The organism is Ruegeria sp. AO1, from assembly GCF_056535985.1.
This window is the reverse complement of the sequence record NZ_JBQFJC010000001.1, coordinates 1,857,537-1,876,774: the sequence shown is the minus strand read 5'-3', so window position 1 is coordinate 1,876,774 and position 19,238 is coordinate 1,857,537. Positions and strand designations below refer to the sequence as shown.

Genomic DNA, 19,238 nt, shown 5'->3' with positions numbered 1-19,238 from the left:
CAGATGAAGAGGCGGAACCATGAAATGGATCAATCTGGCATTGCAGGGTGGTGGGGCGCATGGGGCGTTCACTTGGGGTGTCCTCGACCGCCTCCTCGATGAAGAGGATATTGAGGTTGCGGCGATCACCGGAACCTCAGCCGGGGCATTGAACGGGGCTGCGTTCAAGTCGGGCATGGTTGCAAATGGGCGCGAGGGCGCGCGGGCGCGGCTGGACGGATTGTGGAAACGCATGGGGGCGCTTGGCGATATGCGAATTGCCAACTGGTTCCGGGGGCTGGAGCCTGCGAGCATCGCGCAGGCGATGGAGTATTCGCTGCCTTACTCCATTGGAGATGCGTGGTCCCGGATGGTGTCCCCCTATGCCTATGGTCCGTTCTATTCGAACCCGCTGGAATCCGTGGTGGATCGGTTCAACTTTGATGAGGTTTGCGCTGATCAGGGGCCACGTCTGTTTGTTTGCGCGACTTGCGTGCGCAGCGGCAAGATCCGTGTGTTCACGGGCGATGAGATCTCGACCAATGCGATTTTGGCCTCGGCCTGTTTGCCGACGCTGTTCAAAGCGGTTGAGATTTATGACCCCGAAACCGACAGGACCGAAGCCTATTGGGATGGCGGCTATACCGGCAACCCGGCGCTGTACCCCTTGTTCGAGGGTGACCTTCCCGATGATGTGGTGATCGTGAATATCAACCCTCTGGAACGGGACGAGTTGCCGGTCACGCCGCAGCAAATCCAGAACCGGATCAATGAGATCAGCTTTAACTCATCCCTGTTTCGCGAGTTGCGAGCGATCAATTTCGTTCAGCGGCTGCTGGAAGAAGGCAAGCTGAAAGCCGGTGAGATGAGCCGCGTTTTGGTGCACATGATTGCGGATAATGAGCTGATGAACAGCTTGTCCGTGGCGACCAAAACGGTGCCCAATCCGGTAGTACTGCACAAGTTGAAGCACGCGGGTCGCGACGCGGCAGATGGGTTTCTGGCGCGTCACAAGGATGATCTTGGGCAGCACAGTACCGTTGATCTACCCGCAATGTTTGGCTGATCACTCGGGCGGCTGCGTCGGGTCTTTTTCGTTGGGATAGACCAGACCGGCCGAGATTACGAGCTTTGCGGCCTCTTCAATCGACATGTCCAGCAGGATCACATCCTCTTCCGGAAAGAAAAGCAGAAAGCCGGAGGTTGGGTTTGGCGTTGTCGGGATGAAGATGCTCAGGAGGTTGCCACCTGTTTCGGCGCGATTGCTAACCTCACCCCTTGCTGTGGTCGATACGAACCCGATGGCCCAGATGCCACGCCGCGGATATTGCACGAGGCAGGCTTTCTCGAAAGAGCGCTCGGTCTGCGCGAACACCGTCTCCGAGATCTGTTTGATCCCGGAATAGATCGAACGGACGATCGGCATCCGATCGACGAGGCTCTCGGTGAATGAGATGAAGGACCGGCCCAAGATGCCTTTGGCGACCCAGCCGACCAGAATGGTGAACACCAGGAAGATGATGACCCCGACGCCGCGCAGGTTGATGCCCACATATTCTTCGGGGCGGAACTGCTGTGGCACCAGCGGCAGAACGGCGCTGTCGATCCAGCCCACGACGGACCAGATCAGCCAGATTGTCAGCCAGACAGGCGCAATGACAACGATACCCGTCAGAAAAGAACCGCGCAGGCGCGAGAACAAGCCGGGGCGGCGATGTGGCTCTTCGTCAAACGGTGTGTTCATTACAGGTCCGAGTGGTTTGAGAAACTACCTAAGCAGTCCGATGCGCCGGTGCAATAGGGCAGGTTTACGCGCCGTTTACCAGTGCCTTAGCAATATTCGCCGCCAATCGCGCGTTGTTGCGCACCAAGGCGATGTTCGCGGTGAGTGAGCGACCCTCGGTCTTTTCAAAGATCCGCTGCAGCAGATAGGGCGTGACGGCCTTGCCAGTGATCCGATGAGCATCTGCATCCGCCTGGGCAGCGGCGATGATCGGGGCCAGCTCCTCGGCCGGGATCTGGTCTGCGGCCGGGATCGGGTTCGCGACCAGCTGACCGCCCGGTAGGCCCAGCGCGCGGCGCGTCGCATGAGCTTTTGCGATGGCCTCAGCACTGTCCATGCGCAGCGGTGCGGCATATGGGGATTGCGCGGACCAGAAGGCGGGAAAGGCATCCTGACCATAGGCGATGACCGGAACGCCCAGCGTTTCCAGTACTTCCAGCGTTTTGGCCAGATCGAGGATCGCTTTGGCACCCGCCGCCACAACCGTCACTGGGGTTTGACCCAGCTCATGCAGGTCGGCTGAGATATCAAACGTGGTCTCGGCCCCCTGATGGACGCCTCCGATCCCGCCGGTGGCAAAGACCTCAATCCCCGCATATTGCGCGGCGATCATGGTTGCGGCCACTGTTGTGGCTCCGGTCCCGCCGGTCGAGATACAGGCGGCCATGTCCGCGCGCGAGATTTTCGCAACACCCTGAGCCTGGCCCAAGGCCTGCAGCTGGTCGGGTTCAAGGCCCACATGCAGCACGCCTTCGATCACGGCCATGGTGGCGGGCACAGCTCCGGCATCGCGGATGTCCTGTTCCACCTGTGCGGCGACCTCGACGTTCTGGGGGTAGGGCATGCCGTGGGTAATGATGGTGCTTTCCAGCGCCACGATGGGGTGGCCTGCGTCTTTCGCGGCGCGGACCTCGGCAGAGTAGTGGATAGGGATCACAGCGGAGTTTCTCCTGAAACGTATGTTGCAGCGGCGTGGAGCGCGCGGGTCAAAGCCGTTTGCGCGTCGGCGCCGTCTGATTCTGAAGCGATATGGGCGGCCATGAACGTGTCGCCCGCGCCGGTCACGCGGGTCACAAGCACAGACGGAGGTGTCTGGGTCAGAACGCCTTTGGCCGAGCCCACGGTGGCCGAATTGCCACCATCGGTGACGAGAACGCGCAGCGCGCCCCGGTCCAGCAGGCCTTTGGCGGCGGATTCTGAATCGGTAAACTCGCGCTGGCACAACAGGCCAGCCTCTTCGAGGTTCACATAGAGCGTCGCGCGGGCATGTTTTAGGAAGGGCAGCAGTCGCTCGGCTTTGCCGGGTGAGGCGGGTGCAACCCGCAGGTCCGCCTTGGCGAAGGCGGGGCTTTGGGCGATTTCTTCCAGCAAGTCCAGCGTCAGGTTGCCGTCCAGCGCAATCGGCCCTTCGAACGGCGTGTTCTCATAACCCAGCGGCCCGTGCATCAACGGGCGCAGGATTTTCGCGCCTGAAGCCTCAAGCGAGTGGGCGTCAGCGATGGCCGCGATCAGGCCGTTGGCCCCTTCGACCGCCATGTAGCGATCGGTCGGCAGGTCTTGCGAGCGGTAGATATGGTCGGTGACCATGCCGAGCCGGGCGCAAGCGTGGACCAGCTCGTCACCCTCCGGGTCGCGGCCAATGGCGGTCAGCAGGGTTGGGGTCATGCCAAACCGCACCAGCGTCATGGCGATGTTCATGGCAACGCCGCCGGGAAGACGGGTGATCCGCCCAGGCACGTCCGATCCTTGCCGCATGGCACTTGCCGAGCGTCCGATCACGTCCCACAGGACCGAACCGATACACAGGATTTCACTGTTCTGAGTCATGGTGCTGTCATGCCGCAGCGCTGAGGGCCGTGCAAGCCAGAACGTCAGCGATAACAGAGATAAGGCCTTTGTGTTCCGATCCGCCGTCGTTTCGACTTGCGATCCGATGCGTTCGGCGGGACACTCGACCTGTATGATTGATGATTTTATTGATGAGCGTCGCAGATGAGCGGTATTTTCCGTTTCCTCCTGATTTTGCCTGTCTTTCTGGTGCTTTCGGCGTGGCCCGCGAAGGCTCAGACCCCTCCGACTATTGTCGAGTTCTGGACGAAGGCAGACACTCTGTTCCTTGAGGTCACGCTGAATGCCGAGATGTTCTTGGCCGGGATCGACCCCGAAACCCGCCAGGATTTTGCCGATGACGCGCGGTACAGAGAGTTGCGCCGACGGGTCTCCTCAGAGCTGGAGCCTGAAGTTCGGTCGTTTGTCAAAGACTGGGCCGAGACGCTGCGGGTCGAACTCGCAGGCCCGGCCCGCCTGTCCTATGAGGGCGTGCGCATTCCCATTGTCGGTGATCCTAATACTCCGCGTTTGTCAAAGCTGTTGCTGGCTGCGCCGCTGCCGGAAGCCGCGTCCAGTTTGCGCCTGACATGGCCCGAGGGGCACGGGCCTGCCGTTGTGAAACAACAGCGTGTCGACGCACCCTACACGGGCTATCTGGTCGCCGGAGAGGTCAGCCCTCTGATCCCGTTGCAAGGCGGTGCCGCGCTCGGCCCGCAACAGGTGCTGCAGGGGTTTCTGCCAAGGGGTCTGTCTCGCATCCTGCCGCATGGCTATCACGAGATCGCCCTTGTGCTGTCGCTGGTCTTTTTGACCCTCAGCCTGCGTCCGTTGTTGGCGCAGATGTTGTTTGTGTCCCTCGGGTTGATCTTCGGTCTGGCGCTTTCGGTATACGGCGCGGTTGCTTTGCCTTTTGCGATCGCCTCTCAGGCGCTTACGGCTGCAACACTTGTGTTGGTGCTGTGGAATTTGGTTCTCAGACGACTGACTGTATTCCGCCTGCTCGCTGTTTTCGGTGCCGGATTGTTGTGCGGGATCACGCTTAGCGCCTCGCTGGCGACGATTGGGATGCCACCGGATCATTTGCCGCCAGCAATATTCGGCTATGCGGGCGGCGTGCTGGCGGCGCTTTACGCAATAGTCGCCGCAGTTTTTGCGGTCTCAACTCTGATTGCCGGGGCATCTGAGAGGATGCGAGGCCGAATATCGGTTCTGGCCTCGATCCTGATTGCGGGAATTGCCGTCTATTGGTTGGCCGAGCCCCTGATACTCAGCTAGCCATATGGGACAGAAGGTCGTTCAGAGCGGCCGAAGGGTCCTCCGCCGACCAGATTTCATCGCCGATGCCGAAGAAATCCGTATGCGGGGACAGAGTGCGGATCAGGTCTGGGGTCAGGCCGCCCTCGGCCACGACCGGGACCTCGATCATCTCCGACCACCACTGGAATAGGTCCTTTTCGGCAAGAGTGCCGTCGCCCAATGACGACGCTCCGACCGGGCCGAAGGCGACATAGTCAACGCCTGCTTCGCCAGCCGTCATGCCGTCATGGCTGGAGGCCCCACAAAAACTACCGACAATCGCATCCGTGCCGAGCTCTTTGCGCGCAGCCCGAACCGAGCGCGCCGCATCGTCCAGATGCACACCATCCAGCCCCAGCCGTTGCGCCAGCAGAACGTGGTTTGAGATCACGATAGCCACGTCGCGCGCATGCGCCACCTCGCGGCAGGCATCTGCGGCGCGGGCGATCGTGTCCTCGTCATTCCCAGCCAAGGCCAGCCGGATGCAGGCAATCTCGGTCCCGTCAAGAACCCGCGCCAATTGGTCGGGGAAGGTACTAAGCGTGATGGTCGGCGGTGTGATCAGATAGATCTGAGGCTGCTCGGGGGTGTCCATTAGCGCGTCCTTCACTTTCATTCTTTGGCGCGGTTTAGCGGATTGAGCGCGGGAAGCAAACTTTTATGCCTGCCGAGCGGGTATTTGGGAACAGAAGAAGAGGATCGGGTTGCCCTGATGAGGCTGGGTGATTAGAGCAGGCGGAGCTTTCGGAGACAGACATGCCTAGTGAAACCTCTCAGCCTTTCTTTGTACTCGTGCGCCCACAAATGGGCGAAAACATCGGGGCCGCCGCGCGGGCGATGTGGAATTTCGGGCTGGACCGGATGCGGATCGTAGCCCCTCGGGACGGGTGGCCGAACCCTAAGGCGGTGGCGATGTCCAGCGGTGCCGGTCGGCTTCTGGATGAGGCACAATTGTTTGACGATCTGGCGGGGTCGCTGTCTGACACCACCTTTGTGTTTGCGACCACCGCACGGCAACGCGGGTTGACCAAGCCGGTCTACAGCCCGGAACGCGCCATGCAGATTGCGGCTGAAAAGGTTGCCGCGGGCGAAAAGGTGGCAGTTCTCTTTGGCCCCGAACGCGCGGGGCTTGAGAATGAGGATATCGCCAAGGCCAATGCCATCATCTCGGTGCCTGTGAACCCGGAATATGCCTCGCTCAACCTTGGGCAATGCGTGCTGCTGACGGCGTATGAGTGGATGCGCCAAACCGGCGATGTGGTGCATGAGGCTACCGATCTGGGCAAGGGCGACTGGGCGACCGGGATCGAGGTCGAGAAGCTGGTTGAACACTATGAAGACCGGCTGGAAGAGGCTGGTTTCTTCTACCCACCGGAAAAGGCCGAAGGCATGAAGACCAATCTGCGCAACCTGTGGTCGCGGATGCGGATGACGCGGGCGGATGTGCAGATGTTGCACGGAGTCATGCGTCAGATGGTCCGTTGGAAAGACAAAGGGTAAGGCTGGACCTTGTCCCTCACTGGCCCTAGCTTGCGACGAAATCCAGGACATATGAGGACAGCATGAGCGCCAAGCGCAGCATCTTCGAAGAAGTCTCAGACACCGAAAAACAACAAGCCATTCAACCCGGTATGATCGACAAGGGACGGGGCGGGGCACGCAAGGCGATCCGCGCGTGGCTGATGATCCTGTTCGCTCTGGTTGTTGTGATGATCGCCGTTGGGGGGCTGACCCGGTTGACCGATAGTGGGCTATCGATCACCGAATGGCGTCCGATCACCGGGGCCATCCCGCCGATGACCGAGGCCGACTGGCAATCCGAATTCGACAAGTACAAGGAAATCGACCAGTGGCGCATCCAAAACCAGTGGATGGAGCTGAATGATTTCAAGTTCATCTACTGGTGGGAATGGGGCCACCGCCAACTGGGTCGCGTGATCGGTCTGGTCTGGGCAATTGGCTTCTTTGGTTTCCTGATCGCGCGCAAAATCCCCGCGGGTTGGACCGGCAAACTGCTGATCCCCGGTGCCTTGGGCGGCGTTCAGGGTGCGGTCGGCTGGTGGATGGTCGCCTCGGGCGTCACGCAGGGCGAGGGCATGACGGCCGTTGCCAGCTATCGCCTGGCGACGCATCTCGGCTTGGCTTTTGTGATCCTTGGGTTCCTTGCGTGGTATATCTTTGAGCTGGGTCGGGACGAGCGTGATCTGATGCAGGCGCGCCGCGCGAAAGAGGCGAAGCTGTTCTCGCTCTCGACCGGCCTTCTGCATTTCACCTTTTTACAAATACTCATCGGTGCGCTGGTCGCCGGGATTGACGCTGGGCGGTCTTACACAGACTGGCCTATGATCGGTGGGCAGCTGTTGCCGCCAGATGCGACCATGCTGGAACCGCTATGGCGCAACTTCTTCGAAAGCCCCGGTCTGGTGCAGTTCATCCACCGTTGCGCGGGCTATCTGCTGTTCATCTTCGCCATCATCGTCTGGCGTCGGGGGCAGGGCAGCGCCCATCCACAAACCCGTTTTGCCTTCAATGCAGCCTTTGCAGCCCTGTCTTTACAGGTGGTGGTCGGGATCGTCACGGTCGTCTACGCAGCCCCTTGGCAGATCGCCATTTTCCACCAGTTCATGGCCGTCGTGGTCTGGATCCTGATCCTACGCGCGCGCTTCCTGAGCGGCTATCCCATTGCAACCTCAATCCGTGGAGCGTGACCCGATGAGCGCCTTTGACGACCTGATGGCCTTTCAACGTGAAACCTCGGCGCTTGGTCAGATCGCCGGCCGGCTCGGCTGGGATCAGGAGACCATGATGCCGCGCGGAGCTGCCCCGCAACGGGCCGAGGAAATGGCCGCGATTGAGGCCGTTTTGCACGCCCGCAAGTCCGACCCGCGCGTGGCCGAATGGCTGGACCAAGCCAACGCGAATGATGCCTCGGGTCAGGCCCAGTTGCGTGAGATCCGCCGGTCCTATGAGCGCACCATCAAAGTCCCCGCCGATCTGGCCAAAGCTCTTGCTCGGGTCACCTCTGCCGCGCAAGGCAAATGGGCGCAGGCGCGCGCGGATGAGGATGTCTCGGCCTTCTTGCCAGTGCTGGAAGAAGTCGTTGCGCTGAAACGCGAGGAAGGGGCCGCACTGGCGCAGGGCGGCGACGTTTATGACGCCATGGTCGAGGATTATGAGCCCCATACGACAGGAGCGCAGATTGCGGAGATCTTCGATCAGATGCGCCCCCGCTTGGTGGCACTGCGAGCGGCGGTTCTGGATCGGCCCGCCCCAAAGGCGCTGGACGGTTCTTTCGACGAAGCTGAGCAGATGCGCCTGTCGCAAAAACTGGCGCGCGCCTTCGGTTACGACCTGCACCGAGGCCGCGTCGACAAGGCGGTGCATCCGTTCAGCTCGGGCAGTGGCTCGGACGTGCGGATCACGACCCGGACCAGCGCGACTGACCCGTTCAACTGCTTTTACTCAACCATTCATGAGGTCGGCCACGCCGCCTATGAACAGGGCATCAACCCAGACTACGCGTTGACGCCTCTGGGTCAGGGCGTGTCGATGGGCGTGCATGAAAGCCAAAGCCGGATCTATGAAAACCAGCTTGGCCGCTCGCGCGCCTTCACCGGATGGCTGTTCACCCAGATGCGCGACGCGTTCGGAGATTTCGGGATCGCGGATGCCGACGCCTTCTACGCGACTGTGAACCACGTCCAAAACGGCTATATCCGAACCGAGGCGGATGAGGTGCAATATAACCTGCACATCATGCTGCGCTTTGATCTGGAACGCGCGTTGATGGCCGGGGACCTGCAGGTCTCGGACCTTGAGGCCGCATGGAATGACCGCTTCAAGGCCGATTTTGGCTATGCGGTCGACAAACCCTCGAATGGATGTCTGCAGGATGTGCATTGGTCCGTGGGTCTGTTCGGCTATTTCCCGACCTATTCTCTGGGCAACGTCTATGCCGGGTGTCTCTATCAGGCGCTGCGCGACGCCGTGCCGGGGCTGGATGGGCAATTGACCGAAGGCGATACCTCGGGCGCGACCACGTGGCTGCGCGAGAATGTGCAGCAATATGGTGGGCTCTACGCCCCGCGTGAGGTCATTGAGCGTGCAAGCGGTGTTGAACCGGGGCCGGACCCGCTGCTGAGTTATCTGGAGCAGAAATTCGGCGCGCTTTACGGGCTGTAACCCGGGCCACTCACGTTGCCGTGTGCCCGCGTGGTGTTCCGCGCGGGATTGGCTAGGGTAGGGTATCTGACCCAGGCGGAGACGACTGTGCCCTTCACTTCTTTGGTAAAACCCCGGCTTGCCGAGATCATCACCAGCCGAGGGTTGCAAAACACGCGTCGTGGCCTGCATGATCTGGGCCGAAGGGCACGCGGCGCGCAGCACGAAGTTCACTATTTCCACGACGAGTCTGATCCATATTGCGCGCTGACCGCGCAGGTTTTGCCGTCATTTGAAGAGCGGTATGACATTGCGCTGCGCCCTCATTTGATCTCAGGCCCGCCAGCAGAGGCGGTTCCTGATCCGAAAGCGCATCGCGAGAACGCGCTCAAAGATGCAACGCGCTTGGCGCAAAAGCTGGGTTTGGACGCGCCAAAGGCGGCTGGCTTGCCGCCAGAGGTCAACGCTCATCTGGCCGCCCATCTTGGAGAGCCGGATTTCGCGCAACATCTCAAAGCCATTAGCGCCGCCCAATGGGCTGGGCGGGATTTACCTGTGGGCAAACAGAGTGATCCCGCCGCTGCTATGCGCGCCGGGGATCAGGCGTTGCGCGTGATGGCACACTACCTGGGTGGCACGTTTTACTATGGCGGTGAATGGTACTGGGGTGTGGACCGACTGCACTATCTTGAAGACAGGTTACAAAGCGCCGGGCTGGGTACCGGTCCCCTTCTGGTGCCGCCCCCAGAGCCGGTGTTTGACCGCCAAGGGGACACCCCAAAAACTCTGGAGTTCTTTTTCTCCTTCCGCAGCCCGTATTCTTTTCTGGCTTTTGACCGGGTCCAGCACTTGGCAGAACACTACAGGGCTGAACTGATCCTGCGTCCGGTGCTGCCGATGCTGATGCGCGGCTTGCCAGTGCCAAAGGCGAAATCCCGATACATCCTTCAGGATTGCACGCGTGAGGCACGGCGGCTGGGTATCCCGTTTGGCCGTATCTGCGACCCTCTGGGCGCGGGGGTCGAGCGCGGTTATGCGTTGTTCGACTACGCCGAATCCGAAGGTCGGATGGCCACGTTTTGCTCTGCTTTTATGCGCTCGGTCTGGTCCGAGGGTGCGGACGCGGCGAGTGATAGAGGGCTATCCCATATTGTCAGGGCCGCCGGTCTGGATTGGGCCAAGGCGCGCGATGAGCTGAAATCACAGACTTGGCGTCGGCGGGTTGAGCAGAACCAAAACAGGCTGCAAGACGTTGGCCTTTGGGGTGTTCCCAGCTTCCACGTCGACGGTCAGAGCATTTGGGGTCAGGATCGGCTCTGGGCTGTGGCTGATCTATTGGGCACTGAATCAAAACAGGCGCTGCCCGGGTCCGGATAGCGCCTGTTTCATGTTCCATGGCCGAAAGACTTATTCTTCGGCCTCGTCCTCATCGCCCTGATCGGCGATCCAGGCGACGCTGACGACCTCTTCGGCTTTGCCGGTGTTGAATACCCGCACGCCGCCGGCGCTGCGGGACCGGAAGGAAATGCCATCGACCGGCACGCGGATCGACTGACCTTTTGAAGTGGCCAGCATGATCTGGTCATCAATCTCGACCGGGAACGAGGCGACAAGTTCGCCGCCGCGCATCGCCTTGTCCATTGCGGCAACGCCCATGCCGCCGCGCCCACGGACAGGGTAGTCATGGCTGGAGCTCAGCTTGCCTGCGCCGCCCGCTGTAATGGTCAGGATCAGGTTCTCCGCGGCCGACATCTCGGCATAACGTTCCTGAGGCAGAACGCTGTCGGCATTGCCTTCATCCTCATCGCCCTCGGCCTCATCGGTGACGCCAGCCATCAGACGGCGCATCTTGAGATATGCGGCCCGCTCATCCGAGGTCGCATCGAAATGGCGGATGACGGACATCGAAACCACTTCGTCATTGCCGGAGAGGCGCACACCGCGAACACCGACCGAAGAGCGGCTGTTGAACACCCGCACGTCCGTCGTCGGGAATCGGATCGCACGGCCGGATTTGGTGACCAGCATCACATCATCCTCTTCCGAGCAGATGCGCGCGTTTATCAGTTTCGTTTCGGCGTGCTCATCCTCGAACTTCATGGCGATCTTGCCGTTGCGCTTCACATTGGTGAAGTCCGACAGGCGGTTACGCCGTACGGTGCCCGCGCTTGTGGCGAAGACGACCTGAAGGTTTTCCCATTCCTCGTCAGGGACGTCGACCGGCATGATCGCCGCGATGGAGACTCCGGTCGGGATCGGCAGGATGTTGACGATCGCCTTGCCCTTGCCGGTCCGCCCCGATTGCGGCAGGCGCCAGGTCTTCAGCTTGTAGACCATGCCATCGGTGGTGAAGAAAAGCAGCTGCGTATGGGTGTTGGCCACGAAGAGCGTGGTGACCACGTCCTCTTCCTTGGTCTGCATCCCCGACAGGCCCTTGCCGCCACGCTTTTGCGCCCGGAAGTCGGCCAGCGGGGTCCGCTTGATATAGCCGCCCGAGGTGACAGTAACGACCATGTCTTCGCGTTCGATTAGGTCTTCGTCTTCCATGTCGCCGGACCAATCGACGATCTCGGTGCGGCGTGGCACGGCGAATTGCTCACGCACTTCGCGCAACTCATCGCCAATGATCGACATGATCCGTTCGCGCGAGGACAGAATATCGAGGTATTCCTTGATCTTGGCTGCCAGTTGCTCCAGCTCGTCCGTGACCTCTTTGACGCCCAGCTGGGTCAGGCGCTGCAGGCGCAATTCGAGGATCGCACGGGCCTGAACCTCGGTCAGGTTATAGGTGCCATCATCGTTCATCTTGGACAGCGGGTCGTCGATCAGGCGCAAATAGCCTTCGATCTCGGCCGCAGGCCAGCGGCGGGTCATCAGCTTTTCACGCGCCTCGGCCGCGTCTGCCGACGACCGGATGGTGGCAACAACTTCGTCCACGTTCGAGACGGCCACGGCCAGACCACACAGGATGTGGCTACGCTCGCGAGCTTTGCGCAGATCATAGGCGGTACGGCGGGCTACCACATCCTCGCGGAAGTCGATGAAGGATGTCAGGAATCGGCGCAGGGTCAATTGCTCGGGTCGGCCACCATTCAGGGCCAACATGTTGCAGCCGAAGGAGGTCTGCATCGGCGAGAAGCGATAAAGCTGGTTCAGCACCACCTCGGGCGTTGCATCGCGCTTCAGCTCGACCACCACGCGCACGCCGTTGCGGTCGGATTCGTCCTGAACATGCGCTACGCCTTCGATGCGCTTCTCACGTACTGCTTCGGCGATCTTTTCGATCATCGAGGCTTTGTTAACCTGATAAGGGATCTCATCCACGACAATGGCGTAGCGATCTTTGCGCAGTTCCTCGACTCGGGTCTTGGCGCGGATAATGACGCTGCCACGGCCTTCCAAATAGGCTTTGCGCGCACCGGAGCGGCCGAGCATGACGCCGCCGGTTGGGAAATCGGGGCCGGGGACGTATTCTATCAGTTGTTCGGAGGTCAGATCCGGATCGTCGATCAGAGCCAGCGTGGCGTCGACCACTTCGCCCAGATTGTGCGGCGGGATATTCGTGGCCATACCAACGGCGATACCACCTGCACCATTGACCAGCATGTTCGGGAAGCGGGCGGGCAGGACGGTCGGCTCTTTATCTTTGCCGTCGTAGTTGTCCTGAAAATCAACCGTCTCTTTTTCGATATCGGCCAGCAGGGCTGCGGCAGGTTTGTCCATCCGAACTTCGGTGTAACGCATGGCCGCTGGGTTATCGCCGTCCATCGAACCAAAGTTGCCCTGACCGTCCAGCAACGGCAGCGACATCGAGAAATCCTGCGCCATCCGCACCAGCGCGTCATAGATCGCGCTATCGCCGTGTGGGTGGTATTTACCCATCACATCGCCGACCGGACGGGCCGATTTGCGATACGCCTTTTCATGCGTGTTACCGGTCTCGTGCATGGCGTACAAAATCCGCCGATGCACGGGTTTCAGACCATCGCGCAGATCGGGGATCGCGCGGGAAACGATGACCGACATGGCATAGTCCAGATAGGACGTGCGCATCTCGGATTCGATGGAGACCGTCGGGCCGTCATAGACAGGGCGCTCGGGCGGGGTTTCATCCATGTTTTCAGGTGTTTCTGGCGTATCGCTCACGTAAACTGCTCGTTTCTTGTGCAGACTCTATATTTTGTGGTTCTACTCTATCAGACCCAGCACATAAGGTGCAAGCAAGCAACGAATCCGCGTGTGAAAATCCGAAGTAACACTAGGGTAACATCTTGTTATCCAACTGTTAGGTGGTTTTGCTGCTATCATGGAGAGACCCTGAACGAAATCGGAGGTCTGAATGCAGCAAAGCGAAACCGAATTGATGCTGAAGGGATACGGTCTGACGACGGCGGAATTCTTCTACCATATGCCTGACTATATCCATGTCCTGAATACGTTTATCTGGCAGGAATATGATCTGGCGCCGGATCATCCAAAACTGTTCGAATTTATCGACTTTTGGCAGCGAGAGATTGAGGGGCCTTTGCACTCGGTCAAGTTCACCCACCGCAAGATGATCGCGCCGGGGGAATGGCGCAATATGGTGGGTGAGTTCCGCGTGAACTGACGCCTTATCCCGCCCGCCACGCGTAGACCGAACACCCGGTTGAGCCCGAGCTGGTGAAGCTGTTGCCATCTTCAGCCAGACGACCGCGCCATTGAACTGTGATGCCAGGGAAATAGTCGGTGCCGCTGATCTGTTGGTCATTCACGTAGATCACCGTGTTGGCTTTTTGACCCAACGAGTCGGTGAGGCTTCCGGTGTATTTGTTGCCTCCGGCATGAGAGTAGCGCACTGTTCCGGTCACTTTCACGACCACCGCGCAGGTGGCCTTGAACTGCCAGGTGCCAGCCATAGAAAGGCTGGTGGATACCGATGGCGCAGGGGACGGTGTGGGGGATGGAGCAGCGACCACTTTGCAGATCGTGCCGCTTTTGCCCTGCAACTCTTCCAATGCGTGCTGAGTTCCCAAATCATCCGCCCCCAATTGCGACGCGCTCGCTTCACGGTAGCGCGCAAAGGCCTGACGGGTGCGCGGTCCGGCGACACCATCTGCGCCGCCTGCACTGCAGCCCAGCGCGTTCAAGGCCGATTGCGTGGCGCGCATCACTTCGCGCGAATCTGAAATAATCGGGGTGTCTGGGGCTTCGGGGGCCGGAGTGCGCTCTGTCTCGATTGGCAGCTCAACCGAGGCAAGGCTGTCGCGCAGCTGCAGAGCCACCTCATAAGAGTAGTTCTCAGACTGATCCTCGTATTTCTCCAGAAATGCGTCCAGCGCCGTCACCGTCCCAACCGAGCGCGCAAGCTCTAGATCTGCGCGCATGTCATCTGTCGGGGGCGTTGGCGCGTTCCGCGGGACCGTTGCGACAGCTGGGGTGAAATAGAACTCTCCCAGCAACTCATCATAGTAGGCCGGGATCTGCGTATGCTGGACAGTGCGGGACAGATCGCGCACCTCGCGCCGCAGGTCTGAGACCATGCTGCGCAGCTCAAGACCCGGTTCTGACAGGCGCGGCAGCAATGCGCGGGTGAAGACTGAGTTCTTCGCGGGTTCATCATCGCTCAGGCGGTCCAGCGCCATCTGGCCAGCCCCGGCTGAGAAGATCACGAACATACCCTCAGGCGCGTTGATGCGACCGAGGCCGCGGGTGCGCCCGACGCTGCGCCCGGAAACGGTTTCAAACGGATTGTCGCGGCAGGCGTCTATGATCGCGATGGAAGTGCGCGCACCGGTGGCGCGGACGCGGTCCAAAAGGTTCGACAGGGCGATGGATTCGGACTTCACAAAATCGGTCTCGCCGGACGAGGGCGCGACAATATCGGTGGGCAGCAGATAATTCTCTCCGTCGATCTCAACGCCGTGACCGGCAAAGAACACAAAAGCGGTATCGCCAGCCTCAAGCCGAGCCGTAAAGTCGGCGATTTTCTGGTTCATACCGCGCCGGTCGAGGTTGAGACCTTGGATAGTTTCAAAACCCAGATTTTCCAGCTTGTCGGAAACAGCCTCGGCATCGGCGACGGCTTTCTTCAAATCAACGACCGAGTTGTACTGATCATTGCCGATCACCAGCGCCAAACGCTCTTGCGCCCAAAGCGGGGCGGCGAAACATGCAAACAGAAAAAACAGAAACTTGTTCATCTCAACAACCCAAACTGGAATGATCCTGTTACATCTATAGCGGAAAACCGCCGCGTCCCTCAGTGATTTGGATTACTTTGGCTTAACCCATCGCATAAGAGGCGGTTTTCAGGTCATGCGACGGAAAAAAGTAGCGTTATGATTGCGCTAACATTGGACATGACCTTAGGTGCAGGTTAAGGACAACTCATGGTTTCACGCGTCATTCCCGTCGATCCGTTCGATCTGGTCATTTTCGGCGGCACCGGAGATCTTGCGCAGCGCAAGATCCTGCCCGCCTTGTTTCGCAGGTTCTGCGCGGGGCAGTGGCCTGAAAGCGCGCGCATCATTGCGGCTGCGCGCAGTGAGCTTTCGACGGATGCGTTCCGGACCCTCGTGGCCGAGTCGTTGCGGAGCTATACGCCCAGACGGTCCAGCGAGATTGAGAATCTGCAAGGGTTCCTGCAGCGCCTCGACTACGTCCGGATGGATGCCCTCTCAACCGGCGGGTGGGATGAGCTGGCAGGCAAATTGACCCCGGACCGGGTGCGGGCGTTCTATTTCTCGGTTGGTCCTAGCCTGTTTGCCCCTCTGGCCGAACGTATCCGCGCGCATGCGCTTGCGACCGAGGATACAAGGATCGTGGTAGAGAAACCCTTTGGCCACGATCTGGACAGCGCGCGGGTTTTGAATGCGACGCTGGCGGCGCATTTCGACGAAGGGCAGATCTATCGGATCGACCACTATCTGGGGAAAGAAACCGTCCAGAACCTGATGGCCGTGCGGTTTGGCAACATGCTGTTTGAGCCGCTCTGGAATAGCCAATACGTGGATCACATCCAGATCACCGTGGCCGAAACGGTCGGTGTCAAAGGGCGCGAAGACTATTATGAACGCGCCGGAGCCATGCGCGACATGGTGCAGAACCATCTGATGCAACTGCTCTGCCTGATCGCGATGGAGCCGCCCGCCAAGTTTGATCCGGACGCGGTGCGGGACGAAAAGCTCAAGGTCATCCGCGCGCTCGACCCGGTTGAGCCGCACCATATTGTACGCGGGCAGTTCGCCGAGGCCGATGGGGCGGGCTACCGTGAGGTTGTCGGCAATCCCCGCTCGACCACGGAAAGCTACGTGGCCCTTAAGGCGCATATCAGCAACTGGCGATGGGCCGGGACGCCGTTTTACCTGCGCACCGGCAAGCAGCTGGTGGCGCGGTCCTCGGTGATCAACGTGCAGTTCAAGGACGCTCCGCATTCGATCTTTGGCGAGGCAGCAGGGCGGCACGCTAATGCCTTGTCGATCCGGTTGCAGCCGAATGAGGGGATCACCCTGAAGGTGACGATCAAGGAACCGGGGCAGGGTGGAATGCGCCTGATCGACGTCCCGCTCGACATGAGCTTTGCCGAGGCGCTCGGGCCCGAAAATCAGGATCCGCCTGACGCCTATGAACGTCTCATCATGGACGTGATCCGGGGCAACCAAACCCTGTTCATGCGCGGTGATGAGGTCGAGGCCGCCTGGGCCTGGACTGATCCGATCATCGCCGGATGGCAGGCGCGGGGCGATGTCCCCAAACCCTATGATAGTGGCAGCACAGGGCCGGGCGACGCCGAGCTGCTGATGAAACGAGATGGTCGCCACTGGCAAGGAATCAAGCCATGAATATTCAGGAATATGCCGACCGCGACATGTTGGCGATCGACGTGGCCAACGCATTGGCCGGAGAATTGGAGGCCGCGTTGTTGCATGACGACACGGTGGCCCTTGCAGTGCCGGGCGGAACGACTCCGGGGCCGGTTTTTGATGTCCTCTGCGCTGCAGATCTCGATTGGGCGCGGATACGCGTGCTGCCGACCGACGAACGCTGTGTGCCTGTGGACAGTGACCGCTCGAACGAGCGTCTGATCCGCGAACGTCTTCTGACCAACCGCGCCTCGGTGGCGCAATACGTGCCGCTTTATGTGCCGGGGGCCGCGCCCGAGGACGCTCTGCCAGAGATCGAGTCATTGATCGCACCAGTGCTGCCTTTGTCGGTACTGGTGTTGGGGATGGGCGGCGATATGCACACAGCCTCACTGTTTCCCGGAATGCTGGGGTTGGCTGAGGCGTTGGACAGCAATGCGCCGACACTGGCCGTGGCGCGGACGGATGTGCAGCCGGAACCGCGCATCACCCTGACGGCTCCGGTCCTAGATGGGGCCTTGTCGAAACATCTGATCATTTTCGGCGCCGAGAAGCGGGAAGCGCTGGAGAAGGCCATGTCTCTGCCGCCCGAAGAGGCGCCGATCGCGGCCGTTCTGGGCGGCATGACCGTGCATTGGGCGGAGTGAGCCATGCAACTGGATAGATTGAAAGCACTAGCAGCATCGCAGCAGGCGCGCATTCTAGACCTGTTCGAAGCGGACGCGGATCGTGCACAGAATTTCTCCGCCTCAACCGGCGATATGCTGTTCGACTACTCAAAAACGCAGCTCGACGGCGAGATTCGGGACGCTCTGATCCAACTATGTGACCAAGCCGATCTGGAAGCACGCCGCGAGGCGATGTTTTCTGGCCAGAAAATCAACGAGACCGAAGATCGCGCGGTGTTGCACACGGCGTTGCGAAACCTGGACGGCGACGCGGTGCAGGTCGATGGTCAGGATGTGATGCCGGACGTTTTGGACACCTTGCAGCGGATGCGCGTCTTCGCAGAGGAGGTGCGCGGAGGCACGGCAGCCGGGGCAGGGGGCAGCTTTACCGATGTGGTGAATATCGGTATCGGAGGCTCGGATCTGGGGCCAGTGATGGCGACCCATGCGCTGTCGCCCTACCATGATGGGCCGCGTCTGCACTATGTCTCGAACGTTGATGGCGCGCATATCGCGGATACGTTGCGCCAGCTGGACCCGACCCGGACATTGGTGATCGTGGCCTCGAAAACCTTCACAACGATTGAAACCATGACCAACGCCCGCACCGCGCGGGCATGGATGAGCGAGGGCGGAGGAGACCCCGCCAAGCAGTTTGCCGCCGTCTCAAGCGCGTTAGACAAAACGCAGGCCTTCGGCATCCCCGAGGATCGCGTATTCGGTTTCGCAGATTGGGTCGGAGGGCGTTATTCTGTCTGGGGTCCTGTCGGATTGCCGGTGATGATCGCGATTGGCTCGAACGCGTTCGACGCGTTCCTGCGGGGCGGACAGGCTATGGACCTGCATTTCCGTTCGGCCGACTGGGCTGAGAACGTGCCAGTGATGCTCGCCTTGGTCGGAATCTGGCATCGTCAGGTGCTGGGCCATGCCAGCCGCGCGGTGTTGCCCTACGACCAGAGGCTGCTGCGCTTGCCGGCTTATTTCCAGCAGCTTGAGATGGAATCGAACGGCAAATCGGTCGCAATGGATGGCAGCGCGCTGTCGGTGCCATCGGGGCCTGTCGTCTGGGGTGAGCCGGGCACCAATGGCCAGCACGCTTTCTACCAGCTGATCCACCAGGGCACCGACGTGATCCCCTGCGAATTCATGGTCGCTGCCGAGGGGCATGAGCCTGAACTGGCCCATCACCACCGCCTGCTTCTGGCCAACTGCCTCGCCCAGTCCGAGGCTTTGATGCGCGGCAGGTCTTTTGACGAAGCCAGCGCCCGCATGGCGGCCAAAGGCTTGACGGGCGATGAACTTGACCGTCAGGCGCGGCATCGGGTCTTTCCGGGCAACCGGCCCTCGACTACCTTGATCTATCCCAAACTGACGCCCTTTGTGTTGGGGCAGATCATAGCGCTCTATGAGCATCGGGTGTTCGTCGAAGGCGCTCTTCTGGGCATCAATTCCTTCGATCAATGGGGCGTTGAATTGGGCAAAGAACTTGCCACCTCACTCGGGCCGATCGTGGACGGAGAAGAAAGCGCGGATGACAAGGATGGCTCGACTGCCGCTCTGGTCGCCTATGCCCTGCAACACCGCAATTGACGTGGTGATTTGCGGCCCGGGGCAATCTCGGGCTGCAATCTTTTTATTGTCAGACAAATAATTGCTTGGCAGGGTTCTTCCCAATGA

16 protein-coding genes are annotated in these 19,238 nt (G+C 60.3%); 10 read left to right on the top strand and 6 right to left on the bottom strand.

The window, feature by feature from the left end:
- Positions 1-19 precede the first annotated feature (19 nt).
- Positions 20-1,045: a patatin-like phospholipase family protein gene (locus ACR3FB_RS09250; protein WP_480564412.1), complete on the top strand. Its 1,026-nt coding sequence runs from the start codon at positions 20-22 to the stop codon at positions 1,043-1,045.
- Here the strand turns inward: ACR3FB_RS09250 and ACR3FB_RS09245 are convergent, their stop codons facing one another.
- The 3 genes from ACR3FB_RS09245 to ACR3FB_RS09235 all read right to left on the bottom strand — a co-directional run bounded on the left by ACR3FB_RS09245 (position 1,046) and on the right by ACR3FB_RS09235 (position 3,589).
- Entirely contained in the window at positions 1,046-1,723 is a 678-nt protein-coding gene (locus tag ACR3FB_RS09245) for a DUF502 domain-containing protein (protein WP_170373840.1), read from the bottom strand.
- Between the two features lie 64 nt (positions 1,724-1,787).
- Positions 1,788-2,699: a pseudouridine-5'-phosphate glycosidase gene (locus ACR3FB_RS09240; RefSeq protein ID WP_170458499.1), complete on the bottom strand. Its 912-nt coding sequence runs from the start codon at positions 2,697-2,699 to the stop codon at positions 1,788-1,790.
- On the bottom strand, positions 2,696-3,589 hold the full coding sequence (locus tag ACR3FB_RS09235; protein WP_170665042.1) for a PfkB family carbohydrate kinase: 894 nt from the start codon (positions 3,587-3,589) through the stop codon (positions 2,696-2,698). Before ACR3FB_RS09235 ends, ACR3FB_RS09240 begins: the two co-directional genes overlap by 4 nt.
- 165 nt (positions 3,590-3,754) lie before the next feature.
- On the opposite strand from ACR3FB_RS09235, the gene ACR3FB_RS09230 reads away from it, so the two are divergent.
- A complete protein-coding gene (locus tag ACR3FB_RS09230) occupies positions 3,755-4,867 on the top strand; it encodes a HupE/UreJ family protein (RefSeq protein WP_480564416.1) in 1,113 nt (370 codons plus the stop codon).
- Here the strand turns inward: ACR3FB_RS09230 and ACR3FB_RS09225 are convergent.
- Positions 4,860-5,483 (bottom strand): thiamine phosphate synthase, encoded by a 624-nt coding sequence (locus tag ACR3FB_RS09225; RefSeq protein WP_170705178.1) that lies wholly within the window; start codon positions 5,481-5,483, stop codon positions 4,860-4,862. The two genes, ACR3FB_RS09230 and ACR3FB_RS09225, sit on opposite strands and share 8 nt — an antisense overlap.
- Before the next feature lie 161 nt (positions 5,484-5,644).
- On the opposite strand from ACR3FB_RS09225, the gene ACR3FB_RS09220 reads away from it, so the two are divergent.
- From ACR3FB_RS09220 to ACR3FB_RS09205, 4 genes are all read left to right on the top strand, one after another.
- Entirely contained in the window at positions 5,645-6,388 is a 744-nt protein-coding gene (locus ACR3FB_RS09220) for an RNA methyltransferase (RefSeq protein WP_480564419.1), read from the top strand.
- Positions 6,389-6,450: 62 nt separating this feature from the next.
- Positions 6,451-7,596 carry a heme A synthase gene (gene ctaA, locus ACR3FB_RS09215; protein WP_480564422.1) on the top strand — a complete coding sequence of 382 codons (1,146 nt, stop codon included), beginning with the start codon at positions 6,451-6,453 and terminating at the stop codon, positions 7,594-7,596.
- Between the two features lie 4 nt (positions 7,597-7,600).
- On the top strand, positions 7,601-9,070 hold the full coding sequence (locus tag ACR3FB_RS09210) for a carboxypeptidase M32 (protein WP_480564425.1): 1,470 nt from the start codon (positions 7,601-7,603) through the stop codon (positions 9,068-9,070).
- A gap of 87 nt (positions 9,071-9,157) precedes the next feature.
- Positions 9,158-10,426, top strand: coding sequence for a DsbA family protein (locus tag ACR3FB_RS09205; RefSeq protein WP_480564428.1), 1,269 nt, complete (start codon positions 9,158-9,160; stop codon positions 10,424-10,426).
- Between the two features lie 30 nt (positions 10,427-10,456).
- Here the strand turns inward: ACR3FB_RS09205 and gyrA are convergent, their stop codons facing one another.
- Entirely contained in the window at positions 10,457-13,195 is a 2,739-nt protein-coding gene (gene gyrA / locus ACR3FB_RS09200; RefSeq protein WP_480564431.1) for a DNA gyrase subunit A, read from the bottom strand.
- Positions 13,196-13,388: 193 nt separating this feature from the next.
- On the opposite strand from gyrA, the gene ACR3FB_RS09195 reads away from it, so the two are divergent.
- A complete protein-coding gene (locus ACR3FB_RS09195; protein ID WP_170373832.1) occupies positions 13,389-13,658 on the top strand; it encodes an usg protein in 270 nt (89 codons plus the stop codon).
- A 4-nt stretch (positions 13,659-13,662) separates the two neighbouring features.
- On the opposite strand, the gene ACR3FB_RS09190 is transcribed toward ACR3FB_RS09195, so the two are convergent.
- Positions 13,663-15,231: a caspase family protein gene (locus ACR3FB_RS09190; protein ID WP_480564434.1), complete on the bottom strand. Its 1,569-nt coding sequence runs from the start codon at positions 15,229-15,231 to the stop codon at positions 13,663-13,665.
- A 189-nt stretch (positions 15,232-15,420) separates the two neighbouring features.
- Between ACR3FB_RS09190 and zwf the strand changes: the two genes are divergently transcribed.
- From zwf to pgi, 3 genes are read left to right on the top strand one after another with little or no spacing between them, the layout of a single operon-like run.
- Positions 15,421-16,872 (top strand): glucose-6-phosphate dehydrogenase, encoded by a 1,452-nt coding sequence (zwf, locus tag ACR3FB_RS09185; RefSeq protein WP_480564437.1) that lies wholly within the window; start codon positions 15,421-15,423, stop codon positions 16,870-16,872.
- The gene (gene pgl, locus ACR3FB_RS09180; RefSeq protein WP_480564440.1) at positions 16,869-17,540 is read left to right on the top strand and encodes a 6-phosphogluconolactonase; all 672 of its coding nucleotides are present in this window, start codon (positions 16,869-16,871) and stop codon (positions 17,538-17,540) included. The genes zwf and pgl overlap by 4 nt, the downstream gene beginning before the upstream one ends.
- 3 nt (positions 17,541-17,543) lie before the next feature.
- Positions 17,544-19,151 carry a glucose-6-phosphate isomerase gene (pgi, locus tag ACR3FB_RS09175; RefSeq protein WP_480564442.1) on the top strand — a complete coding sequence of 536 codons (1,608 nt, stop codon included), beginning with the start codon at positions 17,544-17,546 and terminating at the stop codon, positions 19,149-19,151.
- The last annotated feature ends 87 nt before the right edge of the window (positions 19,152-19,238 follow it).

Bases quoted from the DNA above. Each gene is read 5' to 3' on its own strand.
- ACR3FB_RS09250 (WP_480564412.1), top strand. From the start codon at position 20: ATGAAATGGATCAATCTGGCATTGCAGGGTGGTGGGGCGCATGGGGCG.
- ACR3FB_RS09245 (WP_170373840.1), bottom strand. From the start codon at position 1,723: ATGAACACACCGTTTGACGAAGAGCCACATCGCCGCCCCGGCTTGTTC.
- ACR3FB_RS09235 (WP_170665042.1), bottom strand. From the start codon at position 3,589: ATGACTCAGAACAGTGAAATCCTGTGTATCGGTTCGGTCCTGTGGGAC.
- ACR3FB_RS09230 (WP_480564416.1), top strand. From the start codon at position 3,755: ATGAGCGGTATTTTCCGTTTCCTCCTGATTTTGCCTGTCTTTCTGGTG.
- ACR3FB_RS09225 (WP_170705178.1), bottom strand. From the start codon at position 5,483: ATGGACACCCCCGAGCAGCCTCAGATCTATCTGATCACACCGCCGACC.
- ACR3FB_RS09220 (WP_480564419.1), top strand. From the start codon at position 5,645: ATGCCTAGTGAAACCTCTCAGCCTTTCTTTGTACTCGTGCGCCCACAA.
- ctaA (WP_480564422.1), top strand. From the start codon at position 6,451: ATGAGCGCCAAGCGCAGCATCTTCGAAGAAGTCTCAGACACCGAAAAA.
- ACR3FB_RS09210 (WP_480564425.1), top strand. From the start codon at position 7,601: ATGAGCGCCTTTGACGACCTGATGGCCTTTCAACGTGAAACCTCGGCG.
- ACR3FB_RS09195 (WP_170373832.1), top strand. From the start codon at position 13,389: ATGCAGCAAAGCGAAACCGAATTGATGCTGAAGGGATACGGTCTGACG.
- ACR3FB_RS09190 (WP_480564434.1), bottom strand. From the start codon at position 15,231: ATGAACAAGTTTCTGTTTTTTCTGTTTGCATGTTTCGCCGCCCCGCTT.
- zwf (WP_480564437.1), top strand. From the start codon at position 15,421: ATGGTTTCACGCGTCATTCCCGTCGATCCGTTCGATCTGGTCATTTTC.
- pgl (WP_480564440.1), top strand. From the start codon at position 16,869: ATGAATATTCAGGAATATGCCGACCGCGACATGTTGGCGATCGACGTG.
- pgi (WP_480564442.1), top strand. From the start codon at position 17,544: ATGCAACTGGATAGATTGAAAGCACTAGCAGCATCGCAGCAGGCGCGC.